General features: G+C 67.6%; 13 protein-coding genes. 12 read left to right on the top strand and 1 reads right to left on the bottom strand.

Features of this window, described 5'->3' with window-relative positions:
* The first annotated feature begins 68 nt into the window (after window positions 1-68).
* From ACFFJB_RS12635 to ACFFJB_RS12610, 6 genes are all read left to right on the top strand, one after another.
* On the top strand, window positions 69-533 hold the full coding sequence (locus ACFFJB_RS12635; RefSeq protein WP_376831714.1) for a 3-hydroxyacyl-ACP dehydratase FabZ family protein: 465 nt from the start codon (window positions 69-71) through the stop codon (window positions 531-533).
* Window positions 530-1,684 carry a beta-ketoacyl-ACP synthase gene (locus ACFFJB_RS12630; RefSeq protein WP_376831712.1) on the top strand — a complete coding sequence of 385 codons (1,155 nt, stop codon included), beginning with the start codon at window positions 530-532 and terminating at the stop codon, window positions 1,682-1,684. Before ACFFJB_RS12635 ends, ACFFJB_RS12630 begins: the two co-directional genes overlap by 4 nt.
* Window positions 1,685-1,713: 29 nt before the next feature.
* A complete protein-coding gene (locus ACFFJB_RS12625) occupies window positions 1,714-2,997 on the top strand; it encodes a beta-ketoacyl-ACP synthase (RefSeq protein ID WP_376831710.1) in 1,284 nt (427 codons plus the stop codon).
* Window positions 2,998-3,153: 156 nt separating this feature from the next.
* Window positions 3,154-3,906, top strand: a complete 753-nt coding sequence (locus ACFFJB_RS12620) for an SDR family NAD(P)-dependent oxidoreductase (protein ID WP_376831708.1) — start codon at window positions 3,154-3,156, stop codon at window positions 3,904-3,906.
* 129 nt (window positions 3,907-4,035) lie between these two features.
* A complete protein-coding gene (locus tag ACFFJB_RS12615) occupies window positions 4,036-5,058 on the top strand; it encodes a zinc-binding dehydrogenase (protein ID WP_376831706.1) in 1,023 nt (340 codons plus the stop codon).
* 98 nt (window positions 5,059-5,156) lie between these two features.
* Complete coding sequence (locus tag ACFFJB_RS12610; RefSeq protein ID WP_376831704.1) at window positions 5,157-6,221, top strand: MaoC family dehydratase; 1,065 nt, start codon at window positions 5,157-5,159, stop codon at window positions 6,219-6,221.
* A 118-nt stretch (window positions 6,222-6,339) separates the two neighbouring features.
* Here the strand turns inward: ACFFJB_RS12610 and ACFFJB_RS12605 are convergent, their stop codons facing one another.
* Complete coding sequence (locus ACFFJB_RS12605) at window positions 6,340-7,272, bottom strand: LysR family transcriptional regulator (protein WP_376832694.1); 933 nt, start codon at window positions 7,270-7,272, stop codon at window positions 6,340-6,342.
* 406 nt (window positions 7,273-7,678) lie between these two features.
* Here ACFFJB_RS12605 and sdhC point away from each other — a divergent pair, with 406 nt between their 5' ends.
* The 6 genes from sdhC to zapE all read left to right on the top strand — a co-directional run bounded on the left by sdhC (window position 7,679) and on the right by zapE (window position 13,449).
* Window positions 7,679-8,098, top strand: a complete 420-nt coding sequence (gene sdhC, locus ACFFJB_RS12600; protein WP_376831702.1) for a succinate dehydrogenase, cytochrome b556 subunit — start codon at window positions 7,679-7,681, stop codon at window positions 8,096-8,098.
* An 11-nt stretch (window positions 8,099-8,109) separates the two neighbouring features.
* The gene (sdhD, locus tag ACFFJB_RS12595; RefSeq protein WP_376831700.1) at window positions 8,110-8,511 is read left to right on the top strand and encodes a succinate dehydrogenase, hydrophobic membrane anchor protein; all 402 of its coding nucleotides are present in this window, start codon (window positions 8,110-8,112) and stop codon (window positions 8,509-8,511) included.
* A 106-nt stretch (window positions 8,512-8,617) separates the two neighbouring features.
* Window positions 8,618-10,438, top strand: coding sequence for a succinate dehydrogenase flavoprotein subunit (sdhA, locus tag ACFFJB_RS12590; protein WP_376831698.1), 1,821 nt, complete (start codon window positions 8,618-8,620; stop codon window positions 10,436-10,438).
* Between the two features lie 186 nt (window positions 10,439-10,624).
* The gene (locus ACFFJB_RS12585; RefSeq protein ID WP_376831696.1) at window positions 10,625-11,410 is read left to right on the top strand and encodes a succinate dehydrogenase iron-sulfur subunit; all 786 of its coding nucleotides are present in this window, start codon (window positions 10,625-10,627) and stop codon (window positions 11,408-11,410) included.
* 172 nt (window positions 11,411-11,582) lie between these two features.
* Entirely contained in the window at window positions 11,583-12,197 is a 615-nt protein-coding gene (locus ACFFJB_RS12580) for an AprI/Inh family metalloprotease inhibitor (protein ID WP_376831694.1), read from the top strand.
* Between the two features lie 55 nt (window positions 12,198-12,252).
* Window positions 12,253-13,449, top strand: coding sequence for a cell division protein ZapE (gene zapE, locus ACFFJB_RS12575; protein WP_376831692.1), 1,197 nt, complete (start codon window positions 12,253-12,255; stop codon window positions 13,447-13,449).
* Window positions 13,450-13,453: the final 4 nt, after the last annotated feature.

The raw sequence follows: 13,453 nt of genomic DNA, 5'->3' as shown, positions 1-13,453 counted from the left end.
GGAACTGTCAACGGCGCGAGAGCGGGTCATGTCGGTGATCCGCTCGCCAGTCTGCTGAAGGCGCTTCAATGCAACTCGAATATTTCAGGATGGTCGACCGCGTGCTGGAGCTCGACAGGCGGGACAAGCGCCTTGTCGCGACGGCCACGGTTCCGGGGGAGAGCCCGGTATTTGAGGGGCATTTCCCTGGCTATCCGCTGATGCCCGGCGTTCTGCTGACGGAGACCATGGCGCAGGTGTCCGGTTATCTCCTGCTGGCGCTTGGCGATTATGACCGCATGCCCTTCCTGGCTGGCGTCGAAAAAGCGAAATTCCGGTCGTTCGTGGGCCCGGGTGCCAGGCTTGAAATCGAGGCGCAACTGGAGCATCCCGGCTCGGGCTACGCCGTTACGCGGGCGCGCATTCGCAGTGAAGGCAGGACCATCTGCGACGCGGAGCTGATGTTCCGCCTGCTGCCGTTCCCGGACGGCATGGACGCCCTGATGCGCGAGCGCGCGAACGACATCGGTCTGGATCTTTCGGAGGCAAAATGACGGAGCGGGAGATCTGGATTACCGGCGTCGGCATTGTCTCGTCCGCTGGCGAGGGAGTCGACGCCCATATCGAGGCGCTGACCGCCGGCGCCGCGCCTCCGGTGGATGACGTCACTTTCGCCCCCTACAGCGTCCATCCCGTCGTTGAGGTGGCCTTCGAACGGCAGATTCCGAAAAAGGCCGACCAGCGCCAGATGGAGGCGTGGCAAAAGCTCGGCGTTTACGCCGCCGGCCTCGCGCTTGACGCCGCGGGGCTGAAGGGCGCCGCCGGGCGTCTTGGGCGCCTTGAGATGATCGTGGCGGCGGGCGGCGGCGAGCGCGATTACGCGGTGGACGGCCAGATCCTCACCGAAATGCCGTCCCACCCCAATCCCGGGGTGATGCTGAACGAACGTCTGATGAGCGATATCCGCCCGACGATGTTCCTGGCGCAGCTGTCGAACCTGCTTGCCGGCAACATCTCGATCGTTCACGGCGTCACTGGCGGTTCGCGCACCTTTATGGGCGAGGAGCAGGCGGGCGTGGACGCGCTGCGCATCGCCGAGGCGCGCATCCGCGCCGGACAGGCGGATTCCTTCCTGGTCGGCGGCTCTTACAATGCGGAGCGGCCGGACGTGCTGCTGATCTACGCCATGGCCGACCGGCTCTGGAAGGAGGGCGGCTTCCGCCCCGTGGCGCAGCGCGAACAGGCGGGCGGGGGCTTCATCCTCGGATCGGGCGCGGCCTTCATCGTCGTCGAGGCCGCTGACGTCGCCGCGGCCCGCGGCGCGACGCCGCTCGCCAGGCTCGACGCCGTCGACGCCGGCATGGTCCAGCGGCGTCCGGGCGCGGTGAAGCAGTCGCTGGAGGCGCTGTGGGATCGCGTCGCGCCGCAGTTCGGCCAGTCCGGAGGCGTGGTCTTCTCCGGCGCCACCGGCGCTGGCGGCGTCACCGCCGAGGAGCTTGAGGTCATCGCCGCCCGCGCGCCCGGCGCCCGGACGTGGTTCACGGGAGACCTGTTCGGCCATCTGGTCGAACCGCAGTTTCCCGCTGGCGTGGGGCTGGCGGCGGCTGCGCTCGCCCGGGGGCTTTTTGATGAAGCCGTTGTTACCGGCGTGGGGCACAGACGCGGCGAGGGCGTCGCGCGCCTGTCGCGCGTCAGTTCGCGCTGACTTCCAATCAAACCGGCGGAGCGCTTCAAATGACAACGCCTCATCGGGACAGGGCCGGGCGACCTCTCGTGGCGGTGACCGGCATGGGCATCGTCACTTCGCTCGGCGAAGGCAAGGAAGACAACTGGGCGGCGCTCACGGCCGGCCGTTCCGGCGTTCACCGCATCAACCGCTTTCCGGTTGAAGGCCTGAAGACGACCATCGCCGCGACCGTCGATTTCATCGACGTCGATCCGCGCTGTGCGCCGATGCTGTCCCAGGAGATGGCCGTTCGCGCCGCCAGCGAGGCCATTGGGCAGGCGAATATCGGCGCGCCGGGCGACTTTCCCGGACCGCTGTTTATTGCGGTGCCGCCGGTCGAGATGGAGTGGCCGCACCGGCGGGCGCTGGCTGAAGCCGGCGCGGACGGGCAGCCGGTGACCTACGCCACGCTGCTCGCCGGCGCGCGCACCGGCAAGTTCACGTCCTGGTGCGACCTGTTCATGTTTGGCACTGTCGCCGAGAACGTCGCCCGCCGTTTCGGCGTGAAAGGCTCTCCCATCTCGCTGTCGACCGCCTGTTCGTCCGGCGCCACCTCCATCCAGCTGGGCGTCGAGGCGATCCGGCGCGGGGAAACCCAGGCGGCGTTGTGCATCGGCACCGACGGGTCCGTTCATCCCGAGTCGCTGATCCGTTTCTCGCTGCTCTCGGCGCTCTCGACCCAGAACGATCCGCCGGAGGGGGCGTCGAAGCCGTTCTCGAAGAATCGCGACGGCTTCGTCATGGGCGAGGGCGCGGCGGCGCTGGTGCTGGAGGACTATGACCACGCCCGCGCCCGGGGCGCGAAAATCCTCGGTTTCGTGCTGGGCTGCGGCGAAAAGGGCGACAGCTTCCACCGCACCCGGTCGAGCCCGGACGGAGCGCCGGCCATCGCCGCCATCGAGGGCGCGATCCGGGACGCCGGCCTCTCGCCGGACGATATCGATTATGTGAACGCCCACGGCACCAGCACGCCGGAAAACGACAAGATGGAGGCGCTCGGCCTGCTCGCCGTCCTCGGCGAGCGCATGAAGAACGTCCCGATCTCCTCCAACAAGTCGATGGTGGGGCACACCCTGACCGCAGCCGGCGCCGTGGAGGCGGTGGCCTCGCTGCTGACGATCGCCCATGGGCGGGCGCCGCCGACCATCAATTACAACGTGCCTGATCCGTCAATTCCGCTTGATGTCGTGCCCAATGTGGCGCGCGATGTGAACGTGCGGTACGTTCTGTCCAATTCATTCGGTTTTGGCGGCCAGAACACCTGTCTGGTGTTCGCGGGAGAGCCCTGCTGACGGTTTCGTCCGGCACGCGCCCGCGGGCGCGTCCCGGGCTTTTGATCTGTCGCATTTTCGCGGCGGAGCCTTGCCTCTACTTTCGCAACGTTGCGCCGGCAGGGCGATGGTTGAGACGCGGCGCCTCCGGCGCCGCGTTCATTTAAGGGAACATGCATGAGCAGGCGGGTTCTGGTTACTGGCGGCGGCAAGGGACTGGGCGCTGCGATCGTCCGGGCGCTGGCGGCGGCGGGATATGACGTCGATTTCACCTACCGCTCGTCTGGCGCGGTTTCCGCGGAGCTGGTCGCCGAGCTGGGCGGTCTCCATCCGCAGCAGACGTTCCGCAGCTTCGCCCTTGACCTTGCGGACCGGCAGGCGGTGGAGGCGTTTTGCGCGGCCCGTGAAGACGAGGTCTACTACGGCTACGTTCACAACGCCGGCCAGTCTTACGACACCCTCGCGGCGACGATGTCGCTCGACAAGGCCGACGCGGTCATGCAGGTCAACTTCTGGTCCCTGACGGCGATCGCCAAGGCGCTGCTGCGGGGCATGCTGCGCAACCGCTCCGGCCGCATCATCGCCATCGGCTCGATCACGGCGTTTCACGCCAACGCCGGCAATGGCGCTTACGCCGCCTCCAAGGGCGCCATCGCGTCCTGGCTGCGCACGCTCGCCATCGAAACGGCCCGGCGCGGCGTGACAGTCAACACGATTGCGCCCGGATACATCGATACCGACATGATGGCGCGCTACGCCCGGCACCGTGAGGCGCTGGAGAAGCAGATCCCGGTGGGACGTTTCGCCCGTCCGGACGAAGTGGCGGCCATGGCGGCGTTCCTCATGGGCGACTCCGCGTCTTACGTCACCGGCGCGGTCCTGCCGGTGGACGGCGGCCTTTCGGCGCAGATCAGCGCCCACCGGTCCTGACCGGCCTGGCGCGCGGCGGCCTTGTGGCCGTCGCGCCGGTTTTCACATGCAACGGGGCGAGGTCGCGACCGCGCGCGGCAGCTCCGCAGGATCACAGGCGCCCCGCTGGCGGGCGCGACAGGAAACGTCATGCGCGCATTGCAGCTATTTGGAGACCGTGATCTCCGCCTCACCGACATCGAGCCGCCGCCGCCGCCCGCCGCCGGCGAAGTACAGATCCGCACGCGCGCCATCGCCCTGAACTATCTCGACGTCTGGGGTTTCCGCGGCATGGCCTTCGCGCGCCGGAAGATGCCGCAGGTCGCCGGCGTCGAAGCCTCCGGCGAGGTGGTGGCCGTGGGCGCGGGCGTCTCCGGCTTCCGTCCGGGCGACAAGGTCGTCATGTATGGCGCCGAAACCTGCGGTCACTGCCGCGCCTGCCGTGAGGGCCGCGACAATCTCTGCGAGAATGTGGGCGGCATTCTCGGCTTCCATGTCGACGGCTTCGCCCGCGAGCTGATCAATCGTCCGGAGCGTCTGGTCATCAGGGTTCCGGACAACGTCAGCCTTGAGGACGCCGCATGCGCTCCCATCGGCTTCGGCACCGTGCAGCACATGCTGTTTGACAACGCCAGGCTGGAGCCGGGGGAGACCATCCTGGTCCATGCCGGCGGCTCGGGCATCGGCACCGCCGCCATCAAAATGGCCAAGGACATCGGCTGCTACGTGTTCACCACTGTTGGCGACGATGAGAAAGCCGAAAAGGCGAAGGCCCTCGGAGCCGATTTCGTCATCAACTACCGCAAGGACCGGTTTGAGGGCGTGGTGCGCAAGCAGACCGGCCGCAAGGGCGTGGACGTGGTGTTCGAGCACGTCGGCGTCGACACCTGGAACGGCAGCCTGTTGTGCCTGAAGCGCGGCGGCCGTCTGGTCACCTGCGGCTCGACCTCCGGCATCTCCACCACCATGAACCTCATGCAGCTGTTCCAGCAGCAGTACCGCATCACCGGTTCGTTCGGCTGCAGCATCGCCAACATCCGCCAGTCGCTGGACAAGATGGCCCGCGGCGTCACCCCGGTGATCGACTCCACCTTCGAGCTGCCGGATTTCCTCAAGGGGCTGGAGCGCCTTGAAGGCCGGCAGGCGTTCGGAAAGATTATCGTCCGGTTCTGATCGCACGCGTGATGGCGACGCCCGGACGCGGCGTCGCCTCCCTGTCCGCCGGCCGGCGCATGTTCCGCGTCCGCCCGGCCAACTCCGTGAGCAGGCTGATGACCACCGCCAAATCGCAAAAGACTGATCCCGGTCGTTTCTTCGAGCACTTCCGCATCGGCGAAGTCATTCGCCACGCCACGCCGCGCACGGTCACGACCGGCGACGTCGCGCTTTACACCGCGCTGTACGGGCCGCGCTTCGCCGTGCAGTCCTCGGACGAATTCGCCCGCAGCATCGGCTATGAGCGCAGCCCCGTAGACGACCTGCTGGTGTTCCACATTGTCTTCGGCAAGACCGTGCCGGACGTGTCGCTGAACGCCGTGGCCAACCTCGGCTATGCGGAAGGCCGTTTCCTGCGCCCGGTGTTTCCCGGCGACACCATCTCCACCGTGTCTGAGGTCATCGGTCTCAAGGAGAACTCCAACCGCAAGACCGGCGTCGTCTATGTCCGCTCCACCGGCTACAACCAGCGCGACGAGGCGGTGCTGCAGTACGTGCGCTGGGTGATGGTGCGCAAGGCGGACGAGAACGCCGCGCCGCAGGGCGAGCTCGTGCCCCAGCTCAGGAAGGCGGTTGCGGCGGAGGAGCTCGGCGCTGCGGTGCCGCCCATTCGCGTGGACGGCTGGAACGACGCGCTGTCCGGCAGCCCCTACCGGTGGGGCGACTATGAGGTGGGCGAGCGCATCGACCATGTCGACGGCATGACCGTGGAGGAGGCCGAGCAGCAGATCGCCACGCGCCTCTACCAGAACACCGCGAAGGTTCACTTTGACGGCTACGCCGCCAGGGACACCAGGTTCGGCAAGCGTCTCATCTATGGCGGCGTCGTCATTTCGCTCGCCCGCGCGCTGTCGTTTAACGGCCTTGGCAACGCCTTCCACGTCGCCGCGATCAACGGCGGCCGCCACGTGGCGCCGCTGTTCTCGGGCGATACGGTCTACGCGTGGTCCGAAGTGCTGGACAAGGCCGTGCTGCCGGGCCGCACTGACGTCGGCGCGCTGCGCCTGCGTCTCGTCGCCACCAAGAACCGTCCCTGCGCCGATCATCCGTACCGGAACGGCGAGGAGATGGATCCGTCGGTGATCCTCGATTTCGATTACTGGGTCGTGCTGCCGCGCTGACGCCGACAGCCAGACCGTCCGCCCGCCGCGCCGGTTCGGCGTGAGCCCGCGCGCCCGGCCAGGCCCGCCGCCTGGCCGGGTTTTCCTTATTGCCCCGTAAAGGCTGTGGCCAGCGGGGTCACGGCGCTGCGGGGCGATGCTGCGAATCAGGCGCAGCGCGCAGGTGGTCCACCAGCTGCCGGGCGAGGGGAGTGAGCCGGTCATAGCTGCGCACGCAAAGGTGCAGCTCCCGCTCCGCCCAGGCGTCGCTCAGCTGGATCACCTCAATGGCCATGACCTGCCGGGACCGCAGGGCGGTTGTCTCCGGCACCACGCCGACGCCGACGCCGCACTCCACCAGGCGGCAGACGCCGTCAAACGAGCGCAGCTGGACACGCAGGCGTATGGGCCGGCCGGCGCGGGCCGCCTTGCCGGCGAGAAACCGCTGCAGGGCGCTGTTCCTGTCCAGCCCCACGAACTCATGGCCCAGCGCGCTGGAGAAGGGGACGGGGCCGCCGGCGCGGACGGCCGCTTCCGCAAGCAGCGGATGATTGCGACCGGCGACCAGCACGAAACGGTCGCGCCGGAACGGAAAGGTTTCCAGCTCGCCGCTGTCCACCGTGCCGGCGACAATGCCGATTTCCGCCGCGCCCTCGGCGATCAGCCCGACGATTTCGCCCGAGAGACGCTCTTCCAGATCGACCGAGACGTGTGGATTGCGGGCAAGAAATGACGACAGCGCCTCCGGCAGAAACTCCGTGAGCGCGTTGGTGTTGGACAGCAGCCGGACGTGGCCGGCCAGTCCTTCGGCGTAACGCCCCATGTCTTCGCGCAGCCGCTCGGTCTGCTCCAGCAGCGTACGCGCATGTTGCAGCAGCGTCAGGCCCGCCTGCGTCAGGCGCACGCCCTGGCGGCTGCGCACAAACAGTTTCGTGCCAATGGCTTCTTCAAGGTTTCGCATGCGGGTGGACGCGGCGGCTAGGGCGAGATGGGTGCGCTCCGCGCCATGGGTGATTGAGCCCGCTTCGGCGATATTGCGGAACAGGATGAGGTCGGTGAGATCGAAACGCATGGTCCATCCTTCGCCGTTGACGAAGGATGGGTACATGAATTGCTCATTGTGCGCCAGACAATCCAGTTTAACCTCATTCTAAATAACTGCAGCCAGGGCGACGGTTGCGCGCCGTCGCGTCGGGGGCTGCCCGTCGCCGTCGCGGCGGCGGCGCGCGCCGCAGGGTTCATCCGGCATCCCCGGGGGAAGATGACCGGGCCGGAATGGACGACATGTTTCAGACGCGGCTTCCGCAACGAAATCGCTCGTTGCAGGTGCGTCTGACATTCGTTAGGAACCATTCCAAAATGGGCTGCCGCCTGCGCAGCCTTGAGGGCCGGCGCGCCGCCGGTTCCGGTCCGGGGCCGCGCCCCGGCTTTCATGTCATTTGCGGCTTACGCCGCGCGGGTTCAGTGGAGACGTCTTCATGGCGGAGGTTCAGGCGAAAGCGCCCGCAAGGCGGCTGGAGGAAATCCGGCCCCTGTCGCCGCATCTTCAGATCTACAAGTGGACATGGACCATGGCCATGTCTGTGTTTCATCGCCTCACGGGCATTGCGCTGTACTTCGGCACGATCCTGATCGTCGGCTGGCTCGCCGCTCTCGCCGCAGGTCCGGGGCCCTATGAGTGCGCCCGCTGGCTGATGACCTCCATCATCGGCAAGCTTGTGCTCATCGGCTACACATGGGCGCTGTTCCATCATCTGCTTGGCGGCGTGCGCCACTTCATCTGGGACACGGGCGCGGGCTTTGAGCGCAACGCGCGCATGACTCTCGCGAAGCTCACGCTGGTGGGCTCCATCGTGCTGACCGTCGTCTTCTGGGCGATCGTCGCGCTTGCGGGTTGAGGAGATTGGACATGGCTTCCGCACACCGGTCTTTCCGTACGCCGCGCGCCGCCATCACCGGCCTTGGCGCCGCCCATCACGGCACCGAGCATTTCTGGCGCCAGCGTCTCACGGCCATCGCCAATCTTCTGCTGACCGTTCCCTTCCTGTGGGTGCTGGCGCTCGCCTATGGCGCGGACTTCCAGAACGCCGCCGCGGTCATTTCGCATCCGCTTTCGGCGATCGTGCTGCTGCTGATGGTGATCTCGGCGTCCATTCACATGCGCCTCGGCATGGCGGTGGTGATCGAGGACTACGTGCCGGAGAAGGGGCGGCGGGCGGCTCTCGTCATCGCCAACACCTTCTTCTGCGCCCTGATCGGTCTGGTCGGCGTCTTCGCCGTTCTCAAGCTCAGCCTGGGCCGGTTCGTCTGATCGCCGCCGGCGGGCGCGCCCGCCGGAGCCTGATTGTCTGGATTCACGCATTCCTGGCGCGTGAAGCGCATGGCGCTTCCCTGGAAATGCATTTACGGGGTGATCGATGTCAGCCTCTGCTACCTTCAATATTAACGGCCGGGCCTACCCGATCACCGACCATACGTTCGACGTAGTCATCGTTGGCGGTGGCGGCGCGGGCCTGCGCGCCACGGTCGGTTGTTCCCAGGCCGGCCTGCGCACGGCCTGCATCACCAAGGTTTTCCCGACCCGTTCCCACACCGTGGCGGCGCAGGGCGGCGTCGCCGCCTCGCTCGGCAACATGGGCGAGGACAACTGGAAGTGGCACATGTATGACACCGTCAAGGGGTCGGACTGGCTCGGCGACCAGGACGCGATCGAGTATCTCGTTCGCAACGCGCCCGCCGCCGTCTACGAGCTGGAGCACTGGGGCGTGCCCTTCTCCCGCACCGAAGACGGCCGCATCTACCAGCGTCCGTTCGGCGGCATGACCACCGATTTCGGCAATGGTCCGCCGGCCCAGCGCACCTGCGCCGCCGCCGACCGCACCGGTCACGCCATGCTGCACACGCTGTATGGCCAGGCGCTGCGCAACTCGACCGAGTTCTTCATCGAATACTTCGCCATTGACCTGATCATGGACAATGGCGCGTGCCGCGGCGTCATCGCCATCAAGATGGACGACGGCACCATCCACCGCTTCCGGTCGCACCTGACCATCCTGGCCACGGGCGGCTACGGCCGCGCCTATTTCTCGGCCACGTCGGCGCACACCTGCACCGGCGATGGCGGCGGCATGGTGCTGCGCGCCGGCCTGCCGCTGCAGGACATGGAGTTCGTGCAGTTCCACCCCACCGGCATTTACGGCGCCGGCTGCCTCATCACCGAGGGCGCGCGCGGCGAGGGCGGCTACCTGACCAACTCCGAAGGCGAGCGTTTCATGGAGCGCTATGCGCCGTCCGCAAAGGATCTCGCCTCGCGCGACGTCGTATCGCGCGCCATGACAATCGAGATCCGTGAAGGCCGCGGCGTCGGCAAGAACAAGGATCACATCTACCTGCACCTCGACCACCTCGAGCCGGCGATCCTCGCGGAGCGCCTGCCGGGCATTTCCGAGAGCGCCAAGATCTTCGCCGGCGTCGACGTCACCCGTGAACCGATCCCGGTGCTGCCGACGGTGCACTACAACATGGGCGGCATCCCGACGAACTATCACGGCGAGGTGCTGACCAAGGTCGGCGGCGATCCGGACGCGGTGGTGCCGGGCCTGATGGCCATCGGCGAGGCCGCCTGCGTGTCGGTGCATGGCGCCAACCGCCTCGGCTCCAACTCGCTCATCGACCTGGTGGTGTTTGGCCGCGCCGCCGGCCTGCGCGCCGCCGAGCTGGTCAGGCCCGGCCAGAAGCACGCCGAACTGCCCGCTGACTCGGCCGATATGGCGCTGTCGCGTCTCGACCGCTTCCGCTACGCCAATGGCGGCACGCCGACGGCGGAGCTGCGCCTGCGCATGCAGAAGACCATGCAGTCCAACTGCGCGGTCTTCCGTACCGGCGAGGTGCTGGAAGAGGGCAAGAAACTCATCCACGAGGTCTGGCGGGCGGCGGACGACATCCGCGTCACCGACCGCTCGCTGGTCTGGAATTCGGACCTGATCGAGACGCTCGAGTTCGACAACCTCATCGCCCAGGCTGTCGTCACCATGGAGGGCGCGCTCAACCGCAAGGAGTCGCGCGGCGCCCACGCCCGCGAGGACTACCCGGAGCGCAACGACGAGGAGTGGATGAAACACACGCTCGTCTGGGCCGACGTGGACAGCCGCAAGGTGACCATCGATTACCGTCCGGTGCACACCTACACGCTGACGGACGAAATCGAGTACATCAAGCCGAAGGCGCGCGTGTACTGAGCATCCCGTCCGGAGCCCGGACGTTCGTTGACACGGCCAGGCGGAAAATTCCGCCCGGCCATGGCATTGCCGGCGCAGGCGGGGCAGCCCGCCGTCAGGCCAATGCCCCGTTCAATGGCTGGAGCGCCGCCGCGCGCATGACGCGCGCCGGCGCGCTCCGGAGACGAGATTGAGGCTGGACGCGAGATGGCCGAATTTTCACTGCCCAAGAACTCCCGGATTTCCGAGGGGAAGACCTGGCCGAAGCCTGCATCGGCCACCCGCATCACCACGTTCCGCATCTATCGCTGGAACCCGGACGACGGCAAAAACCCGACCATCGACACCTATTACGTCGACCGGGATGACTGCGGCCCGATGGTGCTCGACGCCCTGCTCTGGATCAAGAACAACGTCGACGCCACCCTGACGTTGCGGCGCTCCTGCCGTGAGGGCATCTGCGGTTCGTGCGCCATGAACATCAACGGCGCCAACACGCTGGCCTGCACCATCGGCATTGACGAATGCGCCGAAAACGGCGTGGTGCGCATCTATCCGCTGCCGCACATGCCGGTGGTCAAGGACCTGGTTCCCGACCTCACCACCTTCTACGCCCAGCATGCGGCGATCGAGCCTTACCTCAAGACCGTCACCCCGCCGCCGGAGAAGGAGTGGCGCCAGTCGCCGGAGGACCGCCAGAAGCTCGATGGCCTGTACGAGTGCATCCTCTGCGCCTGCTGCAGCACCTCCTGCCCCAGCTACTGGTGGAATGGCCAGCGTTACATGGGGCCGGCCGCCCTGCTGCAGGCCTATCGCTGGCTCATCGACAGCCGCGACGAGGACACCGGCGGCCGTCTCGACCGCCTGGAGGATCCGTTCCGCCTCTACCGGTGCCACACCATCATGAACTGCGCCAACGTCTGCCCCAAGCATCTGAACCCGGCGAAAGCCATCGCCGAGATCAAGAAGATGATGGTGGCGCGCCAGATCTGACGGGCGTTCCGCAACGCGATGAAAAAGCAACGGCGCCGGCCTTGTGTCCGGCGCCGCCTTGTATTGTAAAGGCGGGTACGTGATTATCCGCTGGAACGGCGCCGCGCCGGCCCTCGCGCGCGACCCGCCTCCCGAAAAAAAGGCGATCTGCCAGAAGGTTCGGAACGCACTGATGCGGCTCAAACTCTCTGAAACCAGCACGGGCCCGCGGGCCATCCGTATCGCCGCCGCCCTGTCTCTCGCATGTGCGCTCGCCGCCTGCCAGTCCGCCCGGTTTGACAGCGGTTACGGCGCTCCGCCGCCGCGCGCGGCGACGCCCGCGGCCTCCGACCTTGAGCCCGATATCGGAACCGGTCTCGGTGGTCGCGTTGAAACCAGCCCGCTGCCGCCGGCGCCGGGCGCCGTTACGGCGCCTGATCCCGCCCTGTCGCAGGGGCAGCCGCCCGGCTCCGCCACCGTCGCCGGTCTGCCGCCGCAGGCGGCGCCGACGACGCCCGCCGCGCCGCCGCCCGCGACGCGCTCCAGCGCGGTCGGCCGCTGGACGGCGAAGGAAGCCGCCGGCTCCTGCAGCGTCACCCTGTCTTCAACCCCGGCGCTCGATCTCTACCGCGCCAGCACGTCGGGCTGCTCCAGCAAGGATCTGCAGAGCGTCAACGCCTGGGAGTTCCGCGACGGAGAAATCTACCTTTACGCGCGCGGCGGCGTGGTGGCGCGGCTGCGCGACGCCGGCGGACAGTTCAACGGCGTGCTCGCCAAATCTGGCGCGCCGCTGACGCTCAGCAAGTAACAGCCTGCGGCCGCCGGCCCGCCGGCGGCCGGCGCGGGCGGTCTTCGGGATCACCATGCCATCGGGACACCACGCCGGCCCGGGATCAGTCCGGGCGCGATATGACGCGCTCGTCGCGGCGGGCGCCATCGAGCGCGATCCGGCGCAGCTCGACCTGGTGGCGCGCCTTGACGGTCTGGCGGCGCGCCTGCGGGCTCCAGGCGCCGCCGGCGGCGGGCTGCTGGGGCGCCTGTTCGGCCGCCGCCAGGAGCTGGCGGCGGCGCCGCGCGGCCTCTACGTCTGGGGGTTCGTGGGCCGCGGCAAGACCATGCTCATGGACCTCTTCTATGAGGAGGTCGCCGGGGTCAGCAAACGCCGGGCGCATTTCCACGAATTCATGGCCGACGCGCACGACCGGATCTTCGCCTTCCGCCAGAAGGTGAAGGAGGGCAGGACCCGGGACGTGGACCCCATTCCGGTCGTCGCGGCGCAGCTGGCCAGCGAGGCGCGGCTGCTGTGCTTCGACGAGTTCACCGTCACCGACATCGCCGACGCCATGATTCTCGGCCGCCTCTTCAGGGCGATGTTCGAGCGCGGCGTCACGGTGGTGGCGACGTCCAACGTCGAGCCAGGCCGGCTTTACGAGAATGGCCTCAACCGCGCGCTTTTCCTGCCGTTCATCGACCTGATCCTGGAGCGGATGGACGTGGTGCGGCTGGATTCGCGCACGGATTTCCGCCTGGAGAAGCTGGCCGGCGCGAGGGTGTTTCATCATCCGGCGGACGCCGCCGCGGCCGCCGCCCTGCGCGAGGCGTTTCACCGGCTCTCCGGCATGGCGCAGGGCCGTCATTCATCGCTGCCGGTCAAGGGCCGGCGGGTGGAGATCCCGGAAGCTGGTCCGGGCGTGGCGCGTTTCGGTTTCGCTGACCTGTGCGCCCGCGCATATGGCGCCTCCGACTACCGCGCCGTGGCGGAGAACTTCCACACCGTCATCATCGAGAACATCCCGGTGATGGGGCTTGAGAACCGCAACGAGGCGAAACGCTTCATCACGCTGGTTGATACGCTGTATGAATACAGGGTGAAGCTGCTGGCTTCGGCCGAGGCGCCGCCGGCGGAGCTGTATGTGGCGACGTCCGGGCGCGAGGCCTTTGAGTTCGACCGGACGGTGTCACGCCTGATCGAAATGCAGTCGGAAGCCTATCTTGCCCTGCCTCACGGCCGCCCGGCCGGCGAACCCGCGCCGGAGGCGGATGAGGCCGCCGCGGAGTAAGCCC

Source organism: Camelimonas abortus, assembly GCF_042432745.1.
GTDB classification, from domain to species: Bacteria; Pseudomonadota; Alphaproteobacteria; order Rhizobiales; family Beijerinckiaceae; genus Camelimonas; species Camelimonas abortus.
This window is presented reverse-complemented; position numbering and strand designations above follow the sequence as displayed.

Coding starts and splice junctions, on each gene's coding strand:
- ACFFJB_RS12635 (WP_376831714.1), top strand. CDS start 69: ATGCAACTCGAATATTTCAGGATGGTCGACCGCGTGCTGGAGCTCGAC.
- ACFFJB_RS12630 (WP_376831712.1), top strand. CDS start 530: ATGACGGAGCGGGAGATCTGGATTACCGGCGTCGGCATTGTCTCGTCC.
- ACFFJB_RS12625 (WP_376831710.1), top strand. CDS start 1,714: ATGACAACGCCTCATCGGGACAGGGCCGGGCGACCTCTCGTGGCGGTG.
- ACFFJB_RS12620 (WP_376831708.1), top strand. CDS start 3,154: ATGAGCAGGCGGGTTCTGGTTACTGGCGGCGGCAAGGGACTGGGCGCT.
- ACFFJB_RS12615 (WP_376831706.1), top strand. CDS start 4,036: ATGCGCGCATTGCAGCTATTTGGAGACCGTGATCTCCGCCTCACCGAC.
- ACFFJB_RS12610 (WP_376831704.1), top strand. CDS start 5,157: ATGACCACCGCCAAATCGCAAAAGACTGATCCCGGTCGTTTCTTCGAG.
- ACFFJB_RS12605 (WP_376832694.1), bottom strand. CDS start 7,272: ATGCGTTTCGATCTCACCGACCTCATCCTGTTCCGCAATATCGCCGAA.
- sdhC (WP_376831702.1), top strand. CDS start 7,679: ATGGCGGAGGTTCAGGCGAAAGCGCCCGCAAGGCGGCTGGAGGAAATC.
- sdhD (WP_376831700.1), top strand. CDS start 8,110: ATGGCTTCCGCACACCGGTCTTTCCGTACGCCGCGCGCCGCCATCACC.
- sdhA (WP_376831698.1), top strand. CDS start 8,618: ATGTCAGCCTCTGCTACCTTCAATATTAACGGCCGGGCCTACCCGATC.
- ACFFJB_RS12585 (WP_376831696.1), top strand. CDS start 10,625: ATGGCCGAATTTTCACTGCCCAAGAACTCCCGGATTTCCGAGGGGAAG.
- ACFFJB_RS12580 (WP_376831694.1), top strand. CDS start 11,583: ATGCGGCTCAAACTCTCTGAAACCAGCACGGGCCCGCGGGCCATCCGT.
- zapE (WP_376831692.1), top strand. CDS start 12,253: ATGCCATCGGGACACCACGCCGGCCCGGGATCAGTCCGGGCGCGATAT.